Origin of the sequence: Actinosynnema sp. NPDC023658, from assembly GCF_040639995.1 — a bacterium.
Classification (GTDB): Bacteria; Actinomycetota; Actinomycetes; order Mycobacteriales; family Pseudonocardiaceae; genus Actinosynnema.
Genome location: NZ_JBFAAX010000043.1, coordinates 1 through 20710 on the forward strand (window position 1 = coordinate 1; position 20710 = coordinate 20710).

Genomic DNA, 20710 nt, shown 5'->3' on the forward strand with positions numbered 1-20710 from the left:
CCGGCGAGGCGGAAGTCCTGTGGCGACCGGACCCCGACCGGGTCCGCGAGAGCAGGATGACCGCGTTCCGCTCCTGGCTCGCTTCGTCGAAGGGCACCCGAACCCATGTCAAATCGGGCCTCGGTGGGCCGTTGCGGATCCGATCAAGTGGGGTTATCGGGGTGGGCCTCGGTGGGGTGGTGGGGTTTGTCTGAACCGATTGAGCCTGGCTGTTACCGGAAGTAACGCCTAATCTGCTGTCTCATGGGTGAACTCGTCGGTAACAAGACCGACTACGACGTCGTCGTGGTCGGCTCGGGGTTCGGTGGCAGCGTCGCCGCGCTCCGGCTCACCGAGAAGGGCTACCGGGTGGCCGTCGTCGAGGCAGGCCGCCGGTTCGCCGACGACGAGTTCGCGGAGACGTCCTGGGACCTGCGGCGGTACCTGTGGGCGCCCGCGCTCGGCTGCTACGGCATCCAGCGCATCCACGCCTTGCGCAGCGTGATGGTGCTGGCCGGGGCGGGGGTCGGGGGTGGGTCGCTGGTGTACGCCAACACGCTGTACCGGCCGCTCAAGCCGTTCTACCAGGACCGGCAGTGGGCGCACATCACCGACTGGGAAGCCGAGCTGGCCCCGTTCTACGACCAGGCGAGCCGGATGCTGGGCGTGGTGGAGAACCCGACGACCACGCCGTCCGACGTGGTGATGCAGCAGGTCGCGCGGGACATGGGGGTGGCCGACACCTACCACCCGACGCCGGTCGGCGTGTTCTTCGGCGAGCCGGGCAAGCCGGCCGAGGACCCGTACTTCGGTGGCGCGGGCCCGAGCCGGACCGGGTGCACGCAGTGCGGCGCGTGCATGTCCGGTTGCCGGGTCGGCGCGAAGAACACCCTGGTCAAGAACTACCTGTACCTGGCCGAGCGCAACGGCGCGCAGGTGCTGCCGCTGACCACCGTGACCGACTTGCGCCAGGCGCCGGACGGCACGTGGGCGGTCGGCACGCGGCGGACCGGCGGCAAGCTGCGCAGGGGCCGCCGCACGATCACCGCGGGCCAGGTGGTGCTGGCCGCCGGCACGTGGGGCACCCAGCAGCTGCTGCACCGGATGCGGGCCGAGGGCGCGCTGCCGAAGATCTCACCCAAGCTCGGTGAGCTGACCAGGACGAACTCCGAGTCGATCATCGGCGCGGCCCGGTTCACGGTGGACGAGGAGCGCAACTTCAGCGAGGGCGTGGCGATCACGTCGTCCATCCACCCGGACGAGCAGACCCACATCGAGCCGGTGCGCTACGGCAAGGGCAGCAACGTCATGGGGCTGCTCCAGACCCTCGCCACGGACGGCGCGAAGTCGACGCCCCGCGTCCTGCAGTTCCTGCTCCAGGCGGTCCGGCACCCGCTGCGGCTGGCGCGGCTGATGTCGGTGCACCGGTGGAGCGAGCGGACGGTGATCCTGCTGGTGATGCAGAGCCTGGACAACTCCATCACCACGTTCACCAAGAAGGGCCTGTTCGGGCGCAAGCTGACCTCGAAGCAGGGGCACGGCGAGCCGAACCCGACGTTCATCCCGGCCGGTCACGAGGCGAACCTGCGGGCGGCCGAGCACATCGGCGGCATCCCGGGCGGCACCTGGGGCGAGCTGTTCGACATCCCCCTGACCGCCCACTTCATCGGCGGCTGCCCGATCGGGTCGGACGACCGCAGCGGCGTCATCGACCCGTACCACCGGGTCTACGGCTACCCGGGCCTGTCGGTGGTGGACGGCGCGGCGATCTCGGCCAACCTGGGCGTGAACCCGTCGCTCACCATCACCGCGCAGGCCGAGCGCGCGTTCTCGGTGTGGCCGAACAAGGGGGAGCCCGACCAGCGCCCCGACCAGTCCGCGGGCTACCGGAGGATCGCGCCGGTGCCGCCGCGCGACCCCGCCGTCCCGGCCGACGCCCCCGGTGGCCTGCGGCTGCCGATCGTGGAGGTCAAGTCGACCTGATCGCCCTATGGTGGGTCGTGTGGTCACGAAGCCGTTCGCGTCCAGCACCGACCTCGCGCCCAAGGACGAGGAGTTCGTCGAACTAGCCGAAGGCGTCTACGCCCTCACCGCCGAAGGCGACCCGAACGTCGGCGCGATCGAGGGCGAGGACTTCCTCGTCTGCGTCGAGGCCCGTGCCACTCCGAGAGCCGCCGGCCGTTGGCTGGACCTGCTCCGCGAGCGCACCGACAAGCCCGTCCGCCACCTGGTCCTGAGCCACTACCACGCGGTGCGGACGCTGGGCGCGAGCGCTTTCGACGCCGCCGAGGTCATCGCGCACGAGAACACCCGGGCGCTGATCGCGGAACGCGGTCGGGAGGACTGGCTCAGCGAGTACGGCCGCATGCCCCGGCTGTTCGAGGAACCCGAGGGCATCCCCGGCCTGACCTGGCCGACGGTCACCTTCTCCGACCGCCTCACGATCCCGCTCGGCGGCGACCGGGGCGAGGTGGAGCTGCGCTTCTGCGGACGCGGCCACACCGCGGGCGACGTCGTGGTCTGGCTGCCGCACCAGCGCATCCTGTTCGCCGGTGACCTGGTCGAGTCCCAGGCCGCCCTCTACACCGGTGACGCGTTCCACGACGAGTGGGCCACCTCCACGCTGGACCGCGTCGCCGCCCTGGGCGCGGAGCAGCTCGTCGGCGGTCGGGGGAGGCCTGCCCGCGACCGGACCGAGGTCGACGCGGCCATCGCCCAGTCGCGGCACTTCCTGGACGAGCTGCGCCGCACGGTCGGCACGGTGCACCTGCGCGGCGGCACGGTGAAGGAGGCGTTCGAGGCCGCGCACGCCGCGCTGGCGCCGCGCTACGGCCGTTGGCCGATCTTCGAGCACTGCCTGCCGTTCGACGTGCAGCGGTACTGGGACGAGTGCGACGGCGTGGACTGGCCGCGGATCTGGACCGCCGAACGGGACCGCGAGGTGTGGGCGGCCCTGCAGTGACACCGGTGCTGGTCGTGGGCGCGGGGCCGGTGGGGCTGACCACCGCGCTCCTGCTGGCCCGGGCGGGCGTCCCCACGACCGTCCTGGAAGCCGCCGAACGCCACCGGGCCGTCGGCAGCCGATCCATCTGCGTGCACCGCGACGTGCTGAACATCCTCGAACGCGTCGGTGTGGGCCGATCCGTCGTGGACGCGGGCGTCACCTGGTACCGGGGCCGCACCTACTTCCGCGACCGCGAAGTGCTCACCGTCGAACTCCCGCGCACCGAGGGCTTCCCCCCGTTCGTCAACACGCCGCAGACCACCGTCGAACGAATCCTGCTCGCCAAGGCCCGCCGGGAACCGCTGATCACCCTCCACCACTCCCAACGGGTCGAACGCGTGCACCAGAGCGACCACGTCACCGTGCACACCGGGACCGACGCCTTCGAGGGCACGCACCTCGTGGCCGCCGATGGCGCCCACTCCACCGTGCGCGACCTGCTCGGCATCCCGTTCGACGGCCACTCGTTCAGCGACCGGTTCGTCATCGCGGACATCAGGGTCGACCTGGGCCACCCCGAGCCGGAGCGCCGCTTCCACTTCGACCCGCCGTGGCACCCCGGCCGCCAGGTCCTGATCCACCCGCAGCCCGACGGCGTGCACCGCGTCGACTGGCAGGTCCCCGAGGACTTCGAGCTGACCCCCGACCACGTCCGCGCGGTCGTCGGTGACCGCCCGCACGAGGTCCTCTGGCAGTCCACCTACCGCTTCCACCAGCGCCGAGCCGCCCGCTTCCGCGTCGGGCGCGTCCTGCTGGCGGGCGACGCGGCCCACGTCATGAGCCCGTTCGGCGCCCGCGGCCTCAACTCCGGCATCTGCGACGCCGACAACGCGGCGTGGAAGATCGCCCTCGACCGCGCCGGCGGGGCAGGGCCCCTCCTGCTGGAGTCCTACCACCACGAACGCGCGGCCGCCGCCGACGAGAACCTCCGCGTCACCGAGCGGACGATGCGCTTCCTCGTGCCGCAGACCCCCGCCGACCACGCCCACCGCCGCTACGCGCTGGAGCACGGCCTCACCGAGGAGATCGACTCCGGCAAGCTCTTCGAGCCCTTCGCCTACCGCGACTCACCGCTGACCACCAACGGTGACGGCGGACTGCGCCCGGACACCCACCGCTACGGCCCGGGGTTCACCATCGAGCAGGACGCCCTGGTCCGCCCCGACGGCCACACCGCCGCCGTCGGGACCGACCTCACCCGGGCACTCCGCCGTGCCAAGGGCTTCACCGACGCCGAGGCGTCACCGTGAACCCCTCCGGCTTCAGCGTCAGCATCTCCGCCACCCGCAACCCGTGGTCGCCGACCGCGTCCAGCTCGTACCGGCGCAACACCGTGCCCAACGCCAACGTCGCCTCGTGCAGCGCGAACTGCCGCCCGATGCACGCCCGTTCCCCGGTGCCGAACGGCTTGTAGACGTGCGCGGGCCGGGCCCGGACGGCCGCCGGCTCGAACCGGTCCGGGTCGAACGCCTCGGGCGACTCCCACACCGACGGGTCCCGGTGCACCAGCGGCAGCATCACCAGCGCCCACTGGCCGGCCCGCATCGGGTACCGCCCGGCGAGCACGGTGTCCGCCCGCGCCTCCCGCGCGTACGCCGGTGCGGTCGGCCACAGCCGCAACGCCTCGTCCAGCACCCGCCGCACGTACCGCAGCTTCGTGACCTGCTCGAACTCCGGCACGTCCGCCGAACCCCACACCGCGTCGACCTCGGCCCGCGCCTTCTCGACCACCTCGGGGTGCCGCGACAGGTAGTACAGCGCGAACGACAGCGCCCCGGACGTCGTCTCGTGCCCCGCCACCAGGAACGTGATCACCTGGTTGCGGATGTTCACCTCGTCCAGCTCGCCCGACGACAGCATCAGCCCCAGCAGGTCGGACCCGCCGGACCCCCGCCGCGCCCGGATCACCTCGTCCACGACCTCCGCCAGGTACCGGAGGTCACCCCGGTAGCGTTCCTCCGCCTCGCGCCCGAACACCTTGCGCAGCAACGGGATGGTGACGCTCTTGCGCTGCGCGTACCGCAACGACCCGATCATCGCCCGCACGAACGGGTGGACTTCGGTCCGGGAGAAGGACTCGAACGAGTACCCGAACCCGACCCGCCCGATCGTCTCCAGCGTCAGGTTCGTCATGTCCGCCGACACGTCGACCACGCCGCCCCGGTCCCACTTGTCGACCAGCTGGGCGGTCACGTCCACCATCGTCGGGTGGTAGGCGCGCATGGCGCTCTGCGTGAACGCGGGCAGCAGCACCTCGTGCGCCGCCTTCCAGTTCGGCTCCTCGTTGTAGGCGGTGAACAGCCCGTCGCCACCCACGTCCCGCAGCGCCTCCACGCCCAGCGCGAGGTGCTTGGCGAACCGCGACTCGTCCGCCAGGTCCGCGGCCAGGTCCGCGCCACCGACGAACACGATGTCCTGGTTCAGGAACCGCCGGGTGAAGATGGGGCCGAGCTCCCGCCCCAACCGCATCGTGTCCTGCACCGGCGTGCGCGGGTTCGTGCCCAGGACGTCACCGAGGAACGGCACCCGCCACCGCGGGTGCGGCAGGGCGGCCGTGTTCACCGCTTCTCCCGGTGCGCCGCGCTGACCCGCCGCATCACGTCGTCGTTCGACAGCCTGCGCTGCAACCCCGACGAGAACGCCGGGAACGCCCCGCCGAGCACGCTCGCCACCCGCAGCTCGGGCGGCGCCACGTTCACCTCCGCCCGATCCCCCTCGACCGCGGCCACCACGCCCTCCGCGACCTGCTCCGGCGACACGGTCCGCATCCCCGCCGGCGGCTTCGCCCCCGAGTCCGCGAACATCCCGGCGTCCCGCACGAACCCCGGCTGCACGATCGACGCCCCGACCCCGGTGCCGCGCAGGTCCTCCCGCAGCCCCAGCGCGAAGCCGCGCAACCCGAACTTCGTCGCGTTGTACATCGACGAGTACGCCGAAGCCACCTTCCCCGCCAACGACCCGACGAACACCAGGTGCCCGCGCCGGGCCGCCACCATGGACGGCAGGAGGGCGTGCGCCAGGGCGATCGGCGCCTCCAGGTTCACCGCCAGGGCCCGCCGCACCTCCTCCGCCGTGAGGTCCACCAACGCCCCGTTGGCGGGCAGGGCCGCGTTGGCGACCAGCACGTCCACCGCGCCGACCTCCTCGACCAACCGCCGCAGGCCGTCCGGCTCACCCAGGTCGGCCGCCAGGGCCCGACCCCCGACCTCGCCGGCCAACCGCTCCAGCTCGGCCACCTTGCGCCCGGTCAGCACCAGCTCGGCCCCACCGGCGGCCAGCCGGCGCGCGATGGCGTGCCCGATCCCGCCGGTCGCACCGGTCAACAACACGGTCGTTCCCCGCACCCGCATGAACCCTCCCCAGACTGTTCGTTCGAACGAACAGTATCGAACCCCCACCCGTGGCGGACAATGGGCACATGACGGAGACGAGGCAGCGGATCATCGGGGCCGTGCTGCGGATCATCGGTGACGACGGTGTCGCGGGGGTGACCAACCGGCGCATCGCGCAGGAGGCGGGCGTCTCGCTCGGTTCCGTCACCTACCACTTCGCCACCCAGCAGGACCTGCTGCGGGAGAGCCTGCGGCACTTCGTCACCGAGGAGACCAGGCGCTTCGGTGAGCTCGCCAACCAGAACGACACCAAGTGCGACGACCTCGACCAGGTGGTCGACATCGTCGGCCAGGTCGCTGAGGCCACGGGCACCGACAGCGAGCGCATCGCGCCCTACGAGCTCTACCTGCACGCCGGCCGGGACCCCGAGCTGCGCGCCGCCGCCGCCGAGTGCTTCGCCGCCTACGACAAGCTCGCCGAAACCGTCCTCGCCTCCATCGGGGTCAAGGACGCCGACCAGGTCGCCAGTGCCGTCGTCGGCATGGTGATGGGCCTCAAGCTCCGCGCCCTCGCCACCGGCTCGGGCACCGAAGACCTGGTCAACGGCCTGCTCATGCTCGCCAAGGGCGCGCTCAGAGAGTGATGCCGGTCAGCACCATCGTGCGCTCCTCGGTGAAGTCCTCCATGGCCGACCGCACGCCCTCGCGCCCCGTCCCGGACCCCTTCACCCCGCCGTACGGCATCTGGTCGGCCCGGTAGGACGGCACGTCACCGATGATCACCCCGCCGACCTCCAGCTCCGCCGCCGCCGAGAACGCCACCCCCAGGTCCCGGGTGAAGACGCCCGCCTGCAACCCGTACTCCGTCGCGTTGGCCAGCTCGAACGCCTCGGACACCGACTCCACCACCGAGACGGTCAGCACCGGCCCGAAGACCTCCTGGTGCCACAACCGCGCGTCCTTCGGCACGTCCTGCACCACCGTGGGCTCGACCGACGTCCCGGACCGCCCGCCACCGACGTGCAGCACCGCGCCACCGGCCACGGCCTCGGCCACCCACTCCTCGACCCGCCGCGCGTTGTCCTCGTCGATCAACGGCCCGACCTCCACCTCGGGGTCGTGCGGGTCACCGGTCCTCAACCCCCGCACCGCCTCCACCAGCTTCGGCACGAACTCCTCCGCCACGTCCCGGTGCACCAGCACCCGCTGCACCGCGATGCACGACTGCCCCGCCTGGTAGTTGCCGAACGTCGCGATCCGCGACGCCGCCAGGTCCAGGTCGGGCCAGTCGGGGCACACGATCGCCGCCGAGTTGGACCCCAGCTCCATCACCACGTGCTTGCGCGGCGCCGAGTCCATCAACGACCACCCGACCGAGGTCGACCCGGTGAACGAGATGACCGGCAACCGCTCGTCCGTCACCAGCGCCTTCATGTCCGCCCCGCGCACCGGCAGCACGGAGAACGCCCCGTCCGGCAGGTCCGTCTCGGCCAGCAGCTCACCCAGCAGCAACGCCGACAACGGCGTCGCCGACGCGGGCTTCACGATCACCGGAGCGCCCACCGCCAACGCCGGCGCCACCTTGTGCGCGACCAGGTTCAACGGGAAGTTGAACGGCGCGACCGCCAACACCGGCCCGCGCGGCACCCGCCGCACCACGGCCATCCGCCCCTCACCACCGGCATCGGTGTCCAACCGCTGCAGGTCGCCGGTGAACCGCCGAGCCTCCTCGGCCGCGAACCGGAACGTGTTCACCGCCCGCTGCACCTCGACGTAAGCCCACTTCAACGGCTTGCCGTTCTCGGCGGTGATGGTCTCCGCGATCTCCTCGGCCCGCTCCTCCAACGCCCGCGACACGTGCAGCAACGCCGCCGCCCGCACGTGCGCCGGCGTCTGCCGGAACTCCTTCGCCACCGCCGCCGCAGCCGCCACGGCCCGCTCCACCTGCTCCGCCCCGGGAACGGCGACCGAGGCCACCTCGGTTCCGTCGAACGGGTGGTGCACTTGGATGGCCGAATCGCCCTGCTCGGCGTGTCCGGCAATCCAACAGGGCCGTGGCTGAGGCGTGAACGCGTCCATGACCAACACCGTATTCCCGTACCGCACACTTCGACCTATTGATCTTGGAACAACCCCCGGACGCCCCAAAACCTCCTACGGAACCCACCCCACCCCAACCCCGCGGATGCGCCGAGGCCCACCCCATCCCGCCCGACCGCCACCCCGCCCCCAACGGATCCGCCGCCTCCCACCGAGGCCCGATTTGACATGGGTTCGGGTGCCTTAGGCTGGTCGAAGCCGGCAGGCTTGGCGGGCGCTTTATCCGCCGGGCCTGCCGGCTTTGGCCTGCCTGGGGTGCCCGTAAGGGCCCCATGTCAAATCGAGCCGGGCAGAACCACCACCCCCACCCTCACAACCCCAGGAAGTGCTCCTTCACGTACTCCACATGACCGAGGTAGTACAGGTCATGCCGCTCCTCCCGCTGCCGCCGGAACTCGGGCCGCTCCCGGATCATCGCGATCATGTCGTCCAGCCGCGCCAACGCCCGCCGCCCCAGCCCGGCCACCGGCATCCCGTACGCGTCGCAGAACAACTCGGCCCGTCGCCGCTGCTCGTCCACCGTCCCGAACTCCGGTGACAACGGCACCAGGCAGTACGCCGTGTACGCCACGTCCCACCACCGCGGCCCGGGTCGAGCACCGTCGAAGTCGATCACCCCGACCGGCAACCCGTCCCGGAACACCATGTTGTACGGCGCAAGATCGTTGTGACAGATCACCTCAACGGGTGAAACCGCCGGAAACTGCCAACCTCCCTCTCCCTCCCGACTTACCTCTACCGACCCGTCCGACCCGTCCGACCTGTCCGTCCCTACCAACGCCACCGACGCGTCGTGCAACCGCCGCACCATCCGAGCCACCGCCACCAGCACCGCGTCCGTCCGCAACCACTGCGGCAACGGCGGGTGGCCCACCTCACCCTCCAAGTACGACAGCACCTCGCGCCCGCGCTCGTCCACCCCGTGCACCACCGGCGCAATGCCAAGCGGCGCAAGGTGTTCCAGCAACCGGTGCACGTTCGGCGTCCACGGGCCGGTCGGCCGGCGCACCGTCGACCCGACCCGCACGACCTCGTTCAGCCCGCCTCCGGTGAGCAGTTCCTCTTCCACCCATGACATCCTTCACCTGCGCGGATCCGCCAGACGAGAGGTTTTCCCCCAGTGGCCGAGAGCAGCAACCGCCCTGTGCTGGTAGTCGACTTCGGTGCGCAGTACGCGCAGCTGATCGCCCGGCGGGTCCGGGAGGCGCAGGTCTACTCGGAAGTCGTCCCGCACACCACACCCGTGGCGGAGCTGCTGGAACGCGACCCGGCCGCCATCGTGCTGTCCGGCGGTCCGTCGAGCGTGTACGAGCCCGGCGCACCGCAGGTCGACCCGAAGCTGTTCGACATGAACGTCCCCGTCTTCGGCATCTGCTACGGCTTCCAGGCCATGGCGGGTGCCCTGGGCGGCACGGTCGAGCACACCGGCACCCGCGAGTACGGCCGCACCGAGCTGGGCGTCCAACAGGCCGGCGGTCGGCTGCACGAGGAGCTGCCCGCCAACCACCCCGTGTGGATGAGCCACGGCGACTGCGTCACGAAGGCGCCGGACGGCTTCACCGTCACGGCGACCAGCGAGGGCGCTCCGGTGGCCGCGTTCGAGGACACCGAACGCCGCTTCGCGGGCGTCCAGTACCACCCCGAGGTCGGCCACTCGCCGCACGGCCAGGAGGTCCTGCGCCGGTTCCTGCACGAGATCGCGGGCATCCGGCCGCAGTGGACGACGTCCTCGATCGTGGACGAGCAGGTGGCCCGCATCCGCGAGCAGGTCGGTGACGGCAAGGCGATCTGCGGCCTGTCCGGCGGCGTCGACTCCGCCGTGGCCGCCGCCCTCGTGCAGCGGGCCATCGGTGACCGCCTGACCTGCGTCTTCGTCGACCACGGCCTGCTGCGCGCCGGTGAGCGCGCCCAGGTCGAGCGCGACTTCGTGGCCGCGACCGGCGTCAACCTCGTCACCGTCGACGCCCGTGAGCGCTTCCTCGACGCGCTCAAGGGCGTCAGCGACCCGGAGCAGAAGCGCAAGATCATCGGCCGCGAGTTCATCCGGGTGTTCGAGCAGGCCGAGCGCGACCTCAAGGCCGAGGGCGACTACCAGTTCCTCGTCCAGGGCACGCTCTACCCCGACGTGGTCGAGTCCGGTGGCGGCGCGGGCGCGGCGAACATCAAGAGCCACCACAACGTGGGCGGCCTGCCGGACGACCTCCAGTTCACCCTCGTCGAACCGCTGCGCGCGCTCTTCAAGGACGAGGTCCGCCGCGTCGGCACCGAGCTCGGCCTGCCCGAGACGATCGTGCAGCGCCAGCCGTTCCCCGGTCCGGGCCTCGGCATCCGGATCATCGGTGAGGTGACCGCCGAGCGCCTGGAGATCCTGCGCAAGGCCGACGCCATCGCCCGCGAGGAGCTGACCAGCGCCGGTCTGGACCGCCAGATCTGGCAGTGCCCGGTCGTGCTGCTGGCGGACGTGCGCAGCGTCGGCGTGCAGGGCGACGGCCGCACCTACGGCCACCCCGTCGTGCTGCGGCCGGTGTCCAGCGAGGACGCCATGACCGCGGACTGGACCCGGCTGCCGTACGACGTGCTGGAGCGCATCTCGACCCGCATCACCAACGAGGTGAACGAGGTCAACCGGGTGGTCCTGGACGTGACGAGCAAGCCGCCGGGCACCATCGAGTGGGAGTGACCTGAAAGGGGAAGGGCCCGTCCACCAGGACGGGCCCTTCCCCTTTCGTCTTCCCCTGCCGGCTTCTCTTCCCCGCCTACCGGCTTCTCTTCCTCACACCTACCGGCGTCGACGAGCCGCCCCCGCCAGCAACCCCAACCCGATCACCATCGCCCCTCCGGCCAACGCCCACCTCAGGTCGAGGAAGGCGGGCCACGAAGCCCCGTCGGAGAGCATGTAGGCGGCGGCGACCAGGGCCGCGACCCCGAACACCAGACCCACCACGTCGACCCCGTGCTTCTCGACCGAGTCCTGTTCAGCCACGGCGCACCTCCACCTCTCCGACATCGCTGCGCACGTCCAGCACGATCTTCAGCCCACCCGGCCCGTCAGCGCCGTAGTCCGTGAGCTCCTCGTGCCGCCCCTCGCCGTCCGACTCGCGGTCGAGGCACCGCACCGAGCCGAGGTCGCTCCGGCACTCCACCGTCACGTCCGCGTCGGCAGGCACCCTGACCTTCGCGCTGCCCAGGTCGACCCGGACGTCCGTGGTCACGGACCCGGTGTTCGGCAGGCCGGTCAGGTCGAGCTCGATCTCCCCGACGCTCACCGCGTACCGGTCCTCCACCTGGTCGACCGCGGTCGGTCGGGTGGTGACGCTGCCCATCCGCTCACCGTCGGTCTCGAAGTCGATCGACGTCAGTGCCACCCCGACCACCGACAGCGGCACGACCAGCCAGATCAGCCCGCGGCCACCGCCGCGGAACGCGCCCAGCACCATCCCCGCACCCAGCACCGCGACCAGCAGGCCGAGGATGTGCCGGGCGTCGAACCACTCCGAGTACGCCGACGACACCAGCGACCCGGCCAGCACGACCAGCGCCACCCCGAACGTCGCCAACCCCGCCCGGGACCTGCGGCGCACGTGCACCGGCGCGGGCGTCGCACCCAGCGGCTCGGGCGCTCCGGCCGGTTCCGGCAGGTCCCACGCGAACGGCGCGGCACCCAACGGGTCCCAGGCCGGCGGCTTCACCGGCGTGGTCGCGTGCTCCTCACCCGACACCTTGCCCCCCTCACCGAACCCCATCCCCGTTCCCGCCCCGACCGCACCGTCACCGAACACCGAGCCCGACCCCGACCCCGACCCGACCACCCCGTCACCGAAGCCCATCCCCACGGACGTCGGCTCCGGCCGGTTGAGGTGCCCGCGGTTGCGGTGCAGCAGGTAGAGCCCGCCCACCGACAGCAGCACGCCGCCGACCATGGTGAAGCCGCCGTCCACGAAGAACCCGGTCGCCGGCACCACCGCGATCCCGAGCAGCACCGTCAACGCGGTGGGCGTCGAACTGCGCCCCCGCCCGATCAGCGACTCAGCGGCCGACACCTCGTCGTCCGCCTGGGCGAGCCACAGCCACCCCAGCAGGTAGATGAGCACCCCGGCGCCGTTGCACAGCGCCATGGCCACGAACGCAACCCGGACGATCACCGGGTCGATCTGGTACCGCCGTGCGATACCGGCGGCGACACCGGCGATCTTGCGACCGTCGTGAGGCCGCCTGGGCCGCGTGGCCCAGAAGTCCTTCAGCGTCTCTTCGACGCTCGCTGCGCTGATGGTTCCGCTCACGAGGAACAGCTTGCTGAAATCCGGCCGCGCGCACATCGGGGGCCCACCCTGAACCTCGCATCGGGTGGAACCCTGATGACCGGCCAGGACACCCGTGTGACCATCAAGGGGTGAGTGTGGAGACGAAGGCCGTCGAGCCGGTGCGCCGCAGGCGGACCGGTCGGGTGGTCGCGGGCGTGGCCGGCGGTGTCGCCGACCACCTCGGCATCGAGGTGTTCTGGGTGCGGGCGGTGTTCGCCGCGCTGACCGCGCTCAACGGCGTGGGCGTGATCGCGTACGGCCTGCTGTGGCTGTTCGTGCCGCAACGCGCCGCCGACGTGCCGGAAGAGCCCCCGAACCCGAGGGAACGCCAGCAGGCGCTCGGCCTGGTCGCCCTGGGCATCGGCGCAGCCGTGCTCGCCGGCCTGTTCTCCGGCCCGCTCAGCGGCTGGATCGCGGGACCGCTCGCGGTGGCCCTGGTCGGTGCGGCCGTCGTCTGGCGGGAGGCCGACGAGGCCCAGCGCCGCCGTTGGCGTGACGGCGCGCGCTCCGGCCTCTTCGGCGGCACCGGGCGCAGCACGCTCGTGCGCGTCCTGGCCGGTGTCGCCCTGGTCGCCATCGGCATCGGCGTGCTGCTGGTCAACAGCTACGGCATCGACCAGCTGCGGTTCGCCCTCCTCGCCGTCGTCGCCACGCTGGGCGGTGTCGCGGTGCTCACCGTGCCGCTGTGGATCAAGCTGATCAACGACCTGGGCGAGGAGCGCCGGGTCCGCATCCGCACCGAGGAACGCGCCGAGATCGCCGCCCACCTCCACGACTCCGTGCTCCAGACCCTCGCCCTGATCCAGAAGCAGGCCGAGCAGCCGCGCGAGGTCAAGCGCCTGGCCCGCGGCCAGGAACGGCAGCTGCGCGAGTGGCTGTACGGGCGGGTCGTCGAGGACAACAACGAGCCGACGACCGTGTCCGCCGCCATCGCCAAGGCCTCCGGCGAGGTGGAGGACAGCTTCGCGCTGGAGGTGCAGCAGGTCGTGGTCGGTGACTGCCTGCTGGACCCGAACCTCTACGCGCTGGTGCAGGCGTCCCGCGAGGCGATGGTCAACGCGGCCAAGCACGCGGGCGTCGGTGAGATCAGCGTGTACGGCGAAGTCGAACCCGATCGGGTGACCGTGTTCGTCCGCGACCGCGGCAAGGGGTTCGACCCGAAGACCGTGCCGGAGGACCGGCATGGCCTCGCGGACTCCATTGGGGGGAGGATGGACCGGCACGGCGGCGAAGTCCGGATCCGCACCCGACCGGGTGAGGGCACGGAGGTGCAGCTGATGATGCCGAGGAAAACCGCAGACAAGCGAGAGACGGGGGCCAGGACATGACCGTTCGGGTGTTCCTGGTGGACGACCACGCGTTGTTCCGCGCCGGGGTTCGGGCCGAGCTGGACTCGATCACCGACGAGGTCGAGGTCGTCGGTGAGGCCGGTTCGGTCGGTGAGGCGGTCGCGGGCATCGGGCACCACCGCCCGGACGTGGTGCTGCTGGACGTGCACATGCCCGACGGCGGCGGCGCGGAGGTGCTGCGGCAGGTCCGCACGGCGCTGCCCGACGTCGTGTTCCTGGCGCTGTCGGTGTCCGACGCGGCCGAGGACGTCATCGCGGTCATCCGCGCCGGTGCGCGCGGGTACGTGACGAAGACCATCTCCAGCCAGGAGCTGGTGCGCGCGGTGGTGCGGGTCTCCGAGGGCGACGCGGTGTTCAGCCCCCGGCTGGCCGGGTTCGTGCTGGACGCGTTCGCGGACCGGCCCGGCGCGGCGCCGATCAGCGACCCGGAGCTGGACCTGCTGACCCCGCGCGAGCGGGACGTGCTGCGGCTGCTGGCGCGCGGGTACGCCTACAAGGAGATCGCGTCGGAGCTGTTCATCTCGGTGAAGACGGTCGAGACCCACGTGTCGAGCGTGCTGCGCAAGACGCAGCTGTCCAACCGGTACGAACTGTCCCGCTGGGCCTCCGACCGGAGGCTCGTCTGACAGGTGGCCGCTCGGTCTCGGCAGCCCGGACTTCGTGGTCCGCTCTAGATCAGCAGCTCGGACGCCGTGATCCGCAGCCGGCCGCCGCTCTCCTCGACCACGAGCTGGTAGCGCCCGGCCGTCTCGGCACCCGCCTGGATGAACGTCACCCGCACCCGGACGATGAACCTGGTCGGCTGATCCTGCACGGCCTCGAACAGGTCGGTGCGCACGTCGTCGTACTGGCTCCAGAACAGCCGGTAGTCCTCGATCGGCTGCCGGTAGGACTCGGCCAGGTTCTGCCACGCGATGTCGGGGCTCTCCGGCAGCAGCTCGTAGTGCGAGCGGGTGAGCTCCATCGCGTTCTCGGTGGTGTACCCCTGGGGCACCGTGGGGGGCTGGTCGAAGACCTCCGGTCGCAGCGCCACGAAGACGACCGCACTCGCGATGACCAACAACACGACTGTCGCCACGACGGGGGCGAGCCACCGCCGCTTGAGCGGCTTGACCGCAGGGTCCTCCCGCGACCCGCTCGTGCCCTCTGCGGCGCTGCTCTCTGCCGCCCTGCCCTCTGAGGCTCCGCCTCCACCCACCCGAACCCCACCGGCCCTGCCCTCGGAGGCCCCGCCTCCACCCGCCCGGACCTCGCCGGACCGGCCCCCACCTGCCGAAATCCCACCGACCCGGACCTCGCCCGACCGCCCCTCACCGACCCGGACCTCGCCCGACCGGCCTCCACCGGCCCTACCCCCACCGGACCGGCTCCCACCGACCCGGACCTCCCCCGACCAACCCTCACCGGACCTGGTCGAACCGGGCCCGGCCAGCAGTTCCACCGCCTCCGCCGCCGTGGGCCTGGCCGTCGGATCCGCCGCCAGCATCCGCGTCAACACGCCCGTGAGCGGCCCGGAGCGCCTCGGTGGCTCGATCCGGCCCGCGGCCGCCCGGTAGAGCAGCCCGAAGCTGTTGTCGCTGATCCCGTGCGGTGACTGCCCCTCGGTCGCCGCGTACAGCGTCGCGCCCAGGGAGAACATGTCCGAGGCCTCGTCCGGCTGCTCGCCGCGGGCCACCTCGGGTGCCAGGTACGCCGGTGTGCCGGGGATCATGCCGCTGTCGGTGAGCGTGCCGTCACCCGTCGCCCGCGAGATGCCGAAATCGGTCAACTTCACCGTGCCGTCGTGCCCGATGAGCACGTTCGACGGCTTCACGTCCCGGTGCACGATGCCCGCCGCGTGCGCCGCGGCCAGTGCGGCGGCCACCTGACCGCCGATCCGCGCGGTCTCGACCGGGCTCAACCCGCCCCGCTCGGCCAGCAGCCCGGCCAGGCTGCGCGAGGGCAGGTACTCCATGACCAGCCAGGGCCGGTCGTCTTCCACCACCACGTCGAACACGGAGACCGCGTGGGGGTGCTGCAGCCGGGCCGCGTTGCGCGCCTCGCGCATCGCCCGCGCCTTGGCTACCTCGGCCGCTCCCGCCGTCAGGTCGGGCCACCTGAGCTGCTTGACCGCCACCTCGCGGTCGAGCAGCTCGTCCCGCGCCCGCCAGACGACGCCCATGGCACCGCTGCCGACTCGCTCGACCAGCGCGTACCGACCGCCTACCGTTCCCGTCCCCCCGGACTCCGCCACGTCCAGCAGGTTAGGCGATGGAGTCAGTTGGTCGAGACCAACTTGGCGAGCTCGCGGTCGAAGTCGATCCACAGGTCCTCCTCGCCGGGCTGGACCACGTCGTAGGTGAGGTCCAGGAACTCGGCGACGTCCTCCGCCTCGACGGACAGGATCGCGAAACCGGTGGGCGCGTTCAGCTCGACCAGGACCCGCTCCGGGTCGTCGGCGGCCGGGCGGACCAGGATGTCGCCCTCGCCGGACGAGGTCAGCAGGCCGTCGGCCAGCAGGTCCCGGGCGAAGATCCACTCGACCTTGCCCTGTCCGGTGTGGAACAGCACGGCTACCGCGTACGGGTCCTCCGGTTCGTAGTGGAGCTCGGCCTCCACCGGTGCCGGGGCCACGCCCGGGACGAGGAGGTGGAACGTCGTCGTGATGGTGATGCTCTCGTTGCTCATGTCCTGTGGGTTCCCTTCCGGAGTCGTCCCTCTCATGTGAGGAGACGTCCGACAGGGCGAATAGGGACGTGGTTCGCCTGAACACCACGCGATCGGGGGAGACCTGCGTCTCAACTCCACCCGTTTGCCCAGGACGGTTGTCTCAGTTGGCCGAAGGCCACCCGATACCGGCGGGTAACACTGCGTTATCGCAGGTCACTTGAGCGTAGTCGCGGGCTCCAACAACCCGGCCGCCGCCGGCTCCGGCGTCCCCGTCGACCCCTCCTCCAGCGTCCTCGCGGACACCTCCGGAGCCCCCGCAGACCCCTCCAGCGGCCCCTCCGCCGGCTCCGGCGTCGCTCCCGACCCCGACTCCCGCACCACCGGCACGATCGCCGTCGCGGGCTGCTTGCGGGTCAGCGCGACCCCGACGAGCACCACCACCATGCCGATCACGACCCGCGCGTTGAGCGCCTCACCGAGGAACAGCGCGCCCAGCAGCACCGAGACCACTGGCAGCAGGTAGCCGACCATCGTGGCGTTGGTCGCGCCCTCGTCCTCGATGACGCGGTAGTTGAGCACGAACGCGACGCCCGTCCCGAACACGCCCAGGATCGCCACCGCGACCAGCGGCTGCCAGGACAGGTGCACCGGCTGCAACCCGGCCACCGGCACCACGACCGCCGTCAGGCCCGCCGCGGCGACCAGCTGGCTCGACGAGATCTGCATCGGCGTCAGGCCGCGCCCGGACACCCTGCGGCCGACGTAGGCGTAGCTGACCGCGTAGGACGCCGCCGCGGCCAGGCACGCGAGCGCGCCCCAGCTGGCCATCCCGGCCTTCTGCCACGGCGCGAAGATGAGCAGCACCCCGGCGAAGCCGAGCACCAGACCGGCGAACCTGGCGGGGTTGCGCTGCTGTTCCGTGCCCAGCGCGAGGCCGATGCCCAGCGCCCACAGCGGGGTGGTGGCGTTCAGCACGCCCGCGACGCCGGAGTCCACGGTCTGCTCGCCCAGCGCGAACAGCGCGAACGGCACGGCGCTGCCGAAGACGGCGGCGAAGCCGAGGTGCAGCCAGGACGTCCGGTCGCGGGGCAGCCGCTGCTTGTTCGCGTAGACGAGGGCGACCAGCACCAGCGCGCCGAGCGCCGTGCGGGTGAGCGTGATCTGGAGCGGCGAGAGGCCGGTCAGTGCGATCTTGATCCACAGGAAGCTGGACCCCCAGAGCAGGGCCAGGACACCCATCCTGATCAGCGTGCCAGGCTTGTTCACCAGCCCACTCTGCGTCGCACGAAGCATCAGCACAAGTGAATAGTGCTGCACAACGGTTAAGCAGCGCTGTAAGGTCGGGTCATGTTGGACGTGCGACGCATGCAGGTGCTCCGGGCCGTGGTCACCACCGGCTCCATCACCGCCGCGGCGGTCAACCTCGGCTACACGCCGTCGGCCGTCAGCCAGCAGGTTTCCGCCCTGGAGAAGCAGGCGGGCCTGCCGCTGCTGGACCGGGTCGGGCGGGGCGTGCGGCCCACCCAGGCCGGTCGCTTGCTCACCGAGCACGCCGCGCGCATCACCGACCGGCTGGTCGAGGCCGAGGCGGCGCTCGCGGACCTGCGCGCGGGCCGCACCGGGCGGCTTCGGGTGCGCTACTTCGCCACCGCCGGGGCCGCGCTCGTGCCGCCCGCCGTCGCCCAGTTCAGGGCCGCGCACCCCGACGTCCAGCTCGACCTCAAGCTGACCGAGCCGGACGACCCGATGGTCGAGGTGGAGGCCGGTCGGGCGGACGTCGCCATCGTCGTGCACCACCGGTCCAGCGAGGCGCCGCGCGGCGTCCACCTCGTGCACCTGCTGGACGACCCGTACGTGGCCGTCCTGCGGCGCGGGCACGAGCTGACCCGCAAGCGCGTGCTCGACCTGGCCGACCTGGCCGACGAGCAGTGGGTGGACGCCGTGGTGCCGCCCGGACCGTGCCGGGCCATCGTGCTGGACGCCTGCGCGGGAGCCGGGTTCGCGCCCAACGTGGTGGTGGAGGCCGACGACTACCCGACCGCGCAGGGGTTCGTCGCCGCCGGGCTCGGCGTCACCATCGTGCCGAAGCTCAGCCTCGGCGTCGTCCACCCCGGCGTGGTGGTCCGCAAGCTGCGCCACCCGGAGCCGACCAGGACCATCTGCGCCGCGATCCGGGCGGACGGCGTCGGCTCACCCGCCGTCACCGGCCTGCTGGACGCGCTGAAGGCGGCGACGAGCTGACCGCCCCGCCCCGCCCCGACCCTGATCCGTCCCGACCCGGCCCTGATCCGACCGGACGGAACCCGACCGGCCCCGACAAGACCCGACCGGACCCCGATCAGTCCTAACCGGCCTGGGCGAGCTTCTGCTCACCGTCGATGTAGATGGCCTGGTTCTCCCACTTCAGGATGATCAGCTTGTGCTCGGTGCTGACCGTGTTGTCCTTCATGTTGTAGGCGATGTCGACCTCGTACGCGTACGGCGAGTTCACCCGCACGCTCTTCAGCTCGACCGACTTCACCCGCTTCCACCAGCCCTGGTAGGAGCCCTGACCGCCGGCCGTGGCCTGCATCTTCGCGCTCAACCGGCCGAAGCCCTCGTCCACGTTGTCCGGCAGCAGGCCGAAGTAGTCGCGGATCGCCTGCTCCTGCTGCTCGGGCGTCGGCTCGGCGGTGATCTTGGCGGGCGGGGTGGCGGTCTTCTTCGACGGCGTCGTCGACGCCTCACCGCCCGCTTGCTGCGCCGTGGTCCCCGTCGTCGAGCCCGCCTGGTCGTCCGGCGTGTCGCCGTTGGACATGAGGCTCGCCAGCAGGATGCCGACGACCGCCGCCGCCGCGATGGCGAGCGCGGTGATCACCGAGGACCGCTTGCTCCTCATCGGACCGCCGGCCGGTCGCACCGCGCCGCCGGGTCGGACCGCGGCCGGACCACCCTGCTGTTGCTGCTGGGGCGCGGGCGCCACGCGGGTGGCCGAGTGGGGCGGGTTGTGCTGGGCCGCGGACGCGTGGTGCCCGGCGGCGGCCGAACCGCCCGCCGGGGCCGTCACCCGGGTCGGCTGGGCCTGCACGGGCGCACCCTGCCACGACGGCGGGTGGGCCTGCGGCATCGCCACGGGGAACTCGGGCGCGGCCCGACCCGCCGCCACCGCGGCCAGCGCCTCGCGGGCCTCGGCCATGGTCGGCCGGTCCTCGGGCTCGGCGCGCAGCAGGCGCATCAGCAGCGCGGTCAGCGGACCGGCCTGCTTGGGCGGCACGACCTTGCCCGACGCGACCTGGTGCAGCAGCGCGATGGTGTTCTCGTTCAGGCCGAACGGCGGTGCGCCCTCGATGGCCGCGTACAGCGTCGAGCCCAGCGAGAACACGTCCGAGGGCGGACCGGGGTCGTAACCCTTGGCGACCTCGGGCGCGAGGTAGGCGGGCGTGCCCGCGAGCATCCCGGTCGCGGTGACCGTGACGTCGCCGGTGGCCCGGGAGATGCCGAAGTCGGTGATCTTCACCGTGCCGTCGTTGCCGAGCAGGATGTTGCCCGGCTTGATGTCGCGGTGCACGATGCCCGCGTTGTGCGCTGCGGCGAGCGCGGACGCGACCTGCGAGCCGATCGACGCCACGTCGCGGGGCGGCAGCGTGCCGCGCTCCGAGAGGGCCGTGGACAGGCTCTTGGACGGCAGGTACTCCATCACCAGCCAGGGCTGGCCGTCGTCCTCCGCCACGTCGTACACCGCGATCGCGTGCGGGTGCTGCAGACGTGCGGCGATCCGGCCCTCGCGCATCGCGCGGCGCTTCGCCTCGTCCGTGTCGGCCTCGGCCAAGCCGGGCTGGAGCAGCAGTTGCTTGACCGCGACCGTCCGGTGCAGTCGTTCGTCGTGCGCCTGCCAGACGATGCCCATAGCACCGCTGCCGATCCGCCGGCCAAGTCGGTAGCGGCCGGCCACCAGGCGGCCATCGTCGCTCACGGCGTGCTCCCAGTAGCTGCTAAGGCTTTCATTCAGTGGCGAAC

At 71.8% G+C, this 20710-nt stretch carries 19 protein-coding genes; 9 read left to right on the top strand and 10 right to left on the bottom strand.

Going from position 1 to position 20710, the window contains the following annotated elements; all coding sequences use genetic code 11:
* The 4 genes from AB0G02_RS08505 to AB0G02_RS08520 all read left to right on the top strand — a co-directional run.
* Nucleotides 1-194 (top strand): hypothetical protein (locus tag AB0G02_RS08505; RefSeq protein ID WP_360791337.1); only part of this gene is annotated, 194 nt, incomplete at its 5' end.
* A gap of 49 nt (nt 195-243) precedes the next feature.
* A complete protein-coding gene (locus AB0G02_RS08510) occupies nt 244-1962 on the top strand; it encodes a GMC family oxidoreductase (protein ID WP_360791340.1) in 1719 nt (572 codons plus the stop codon).
* A gap of 19 nt (nt 1963-1981) precedes the next feature.
* Nucleotides 1982-2941, top strand: coding sequence for an MBL fold metallo-hydrolase (locus tag AB0G02_RS08515; protein WP_360791342.1), 960 nt, complete (start codon nt 1982-1984; stop codon nt 2939-2941).
* 5 nt (nt 2942-2946) lie between these two features.
* Nucleotides 2947-4233 (top strand): FAD-dependent monooxygenase, encoded by a 1287-nt coding sequence (locus tag AB0G02_RS08520; protein WP_360791345.1) that lies wholly within the window; start codon nt 2947-2949, stop codon nt 4231-4233.
* Here AB0G02_RS08520 and AB0G02_RS08525 read toward each other — a convergent pair.
* Both AB0G02_RS08525 and AB0G02_RS08530 read right to left on the bottom strand, forming a co-directional pair.
* Nucleotides 4208-5545, bottom strand: coding sequence for a cytochrome P450 (locus AB0G02_RS08525; RefSeq protein ID WP_360791348.1), 1338 nt, complete (start codon nt 5543-5545; stop codon nt 4208-4210). The two genes, AB0G02_RS08520 and AB0G02_RS08525, sit on opposite strands and share 26 nt — an antisense overlap.
* On the bottom strand, nt 5542-6333 hold the full coding sequence (locus AB0G02_RS08530) for an SDR family NAD(P)-dependent oxidoreductase (protein ID WP_360791351.1): 792 nt from the start codon (nt 6331-6333) through the stop codon (nt 5542-5544). The genes AB0G02_RS08525 and AB0G02_RS08530 overlap by 4 nt, the downstream gene beginning before the upstream one ends.
* 68 nt (nt 6334-6401) lie before the next feature.
* On the opposite strand from AB0G02_RS08530, the gene AB0G02_RS08535 reads away from it, so the two are divergent.
* Nucleotides 6402-6959 carry a TetR family transcriptional regulator gene (locus AB0G02_RS08535; protein WP_360791354.1) on the top strand — a complete coding sequence of 186 codons (558 nt, stop codon included), beginning with the start codon at nt 6402-6404 and terminating at the stop codon, nt 6957-6959.
* Here AB0G02_RS08535 and AB0G02_RS08540 read toward each other — a convergent pair.
* Both AB0G02_RS08540 and AB0G02_RS08545 read right to left on the bottom strand, forming a co-directional pair.
* Entirely contained in the window at nt 6949-8394 is a 1446-nt protein-coding gene (locus tag AB0G02_RS08540) for an aldehyde dehydrogenase family protein (protein WP_360791357.1), read from the bottom strand. The two genes, AB0G02_RS08535 and AB0G02_RS08540, sit on opposite strands and share 11 nt — an antisense overlap.
* A gap of 331 nt (nt 8395-8725) precedes the next feature.
* Entirely contained in the window at nt 8726-9484 is a 759-nt protein-coding gene (locus AB0G02_RS08545; RefSeq protein ID WP_360791359.1) for an aminoglycoside phosphotransferase family protein, read from the bottom strand.
* Nucleotides 9485-9535: 51 nt separating this feature from the next.
* Between AB0G02_RS08545 and guaA the strand changes: the two genes are divergently transcribed.
* Nucleotides 9536-11095, top strand: coding sequence for a glutamine-hydrolyzing GMP synthase (gene guaA, locus AB0G02_RS08550; protein WP_360791362.1), 1560 nt, complete (start codon nt 9536-9538; stop codon nt 11093-11095).
* A 99-nt stretch (nt 11096-11194) separates the two neighbouring features.
* Here guaA and AB0G02_RS08555 read toward each other — a convergent pair whose 3' ends face one another.
* Together AB0G02_RS08555 and AB0G02_RS08560 are read right to left on the bottom strand one after the other, a co-directional pair.
* Nucleotides 11195-11422 (bottom strand): hypothetical protein, encoded by a 228-nt coding sequence (locus tag AB0G02_RS08555; RefSeq protein WP_360791365.1) that lies wholly within the window; start codon nt 11420-11422, stop codon nt 11195-11197.
* Entirely contained in the window at nt 11391-12695 is a 1305-nt protein-coding gene (locus AB0G02_RS08560) for a PspC domain-containing protein (RefSeq protein ID WP_360791368.1), read from the bottom strand. The genes AB0G02_RS08555 and AB0G02_RS08560 overlap by 32 nt, the downstream gene beginning before the upstream one ends.
* 110 nt (nt 12696-12805) lie before the next feature.
* Here AB0G02_RS08560 and AB0G02_RS08565 point away from each other — a divergent pair, with 110 nt between their 5' ends.
* On the top strand, nt 12806-14044 hold the full coding sequence (locus AB0G02_RS08565; RefSeq protein ID WP_360791371.1) for a PspC domain-containing protein: 1239 nt from the start codon (nt 12806-12808) through the stop codon (nt 14042-14044).
* Entirely contained in the window at nt 14041-14691 is a 651-nt protein-coding gene (locus tag AB0G02_RS08570) for a response regulator transcription factor (RefSeq protein WP_360791374.1), read from the top strand. Before AB0G02_RS08565 ends, AB0G02_RS08570 begins: the two co-directional genes overlap by 4 nt.
* A gap of 44 nt (nt 14692-14735) precedes the next feature.
* Here AB0G02_RS08570 and AB0G02_RS08575 read toward each other — a convergent pair whose 3' ends face one another.
* The 3 genes from AB0G02_RS08575 to AB0G02_RS08585 form a co-directional block, all read right to left on the bottom strand.
* Complete coding sequence (locus AB0G02_RS08575) at nt 14736-16298, bottom strand: serine/threonine-protein kinase (protein ID WP_360791377.1); 1563 nt, start codon at nt 16296-16298, stop codon at nt 14736-14738.
* 23 nt (nt 16299-16321) lie between these two features.
* Nucleotides 16322-16732: an SsgA family sporulation/cell division regulator gene (locus tag AB0G02_RS08580; protein ID WP_360791380.1), complete on the bottom strand. Its 411-nt coding sequence runs from the start codon at nt 16730-16732 to the stop codon at nt 16322-16324.
* A 195-nt stretch (nt 16733-16927) separates the two neighbouring features.
* Nucleotides 16928-17953: a DMT family transporter gene (locus AB0G02_RS08585; protein ID WP_360791405.1), complete on the bottom strand. Its 1026-nt coding sequence runs from the start codon at nt 17951-17953 to the stop codon at nt 16928-16930.
* 108 nt (nt 17954-18061) lie between these two features.
* Between AB0G02_RS08585 and AB0G02_RS08590 the strand changes: the two genes are divergently transcribed.
* The gene (locus AB0G02_RS08590; protein ID WP_360791382.1) at nt 18062-18955 is read left to right on the top strand and encodes a LysR family transcriptional regulator; all 894 of its coding nucleotides are present in this window, start codon (nt 18062-18064) and stop codon (nt 18953-18955) included.
* Between the two features lie 103 nt (nt 18956-19058).
* Here the strand turns inward: AB0G02_RS08590 and AB0G02_RS08595 are convergent, their stop codons facing one another.
* Nucleotides 19059-20666, bottom strand: a complete 1608-nt coding sequence (locus AB0G02_RS08595; protein WP_360791385.1) for a serine/threonine-protein kinase — start codon at nt 20664-20666, stop codon at nt 19059-19061.
* Nucleotides 20667-20710: the final 44 nt, after the last annotated feature.

Bases quoted from the DNA above. Each gene is read 5' to 3' on its own strand.
- AB0G02_RS08555 (WP_360791365.1), bottom strand. From the start codon at position 11,422: ATGTCGGAGAGGTGGAGGTGCGCCGTGGCTGAACAGGACTCGGTCGAG.
- AB0G02_RS08570 (WP_360791374.1), top strand. From the start codon at position 14,041: ATGACCGTTCGGGTGTTCCTGGTGGACGACCACGCGTTGTTCCGCGCC.
- AB0G02_RS08590 (WP_360791382.1), top strand. From the start codon at position 18,062: ATGTTGGACGTGCGACGCATGCAGGTGCTCCGGGCCGTGGTCACCACC.
- AB0G02_RS08535 (WP_360791354.1), top strand. From the start codon at position 6,402: ATGACGGAGACGAGGCAGCGGATCATCGGGGCCGTGCTGCGGATCATC.
- AB0G02_RS08580 (WP_360791380.1), bottom strand. From the start codon at position 16,732: ATGAGCAACGAGAGCATCACCATCACGACGACGTTCCACCTCCTCGTC.
- AB0G02_RS08510 (WP_360791340.1), top strand. From the start codon at position 244: ATGGGTGAACTCGTCGGTAACAAGACCGACTACGACGTCGTCGTGGTC.
- AB0G02_RS08540 (WP_360791357.1), bottom strand. From the start codon at position 8,394: ATGGACGCGTTCACGCCTCAGCCACGGCCCTGTTGGATTGCCGGACAC.
- AB0G02_RS08530 (WP_360791351.1), bottom strand. From the start codon at position 6,333: ATGCGGGTGCGGGGAACGACCGTGTTGTTGACCGGTGCGACCGGCGGG.
- AB0G02_RS08585 (WP_360791405.1), bottom strand. From the start codon at position 17,953: ATGGGTGTCCTGGCCCTGCTCTGGGGGTCCAGCTTCCTGTGGATCAAG.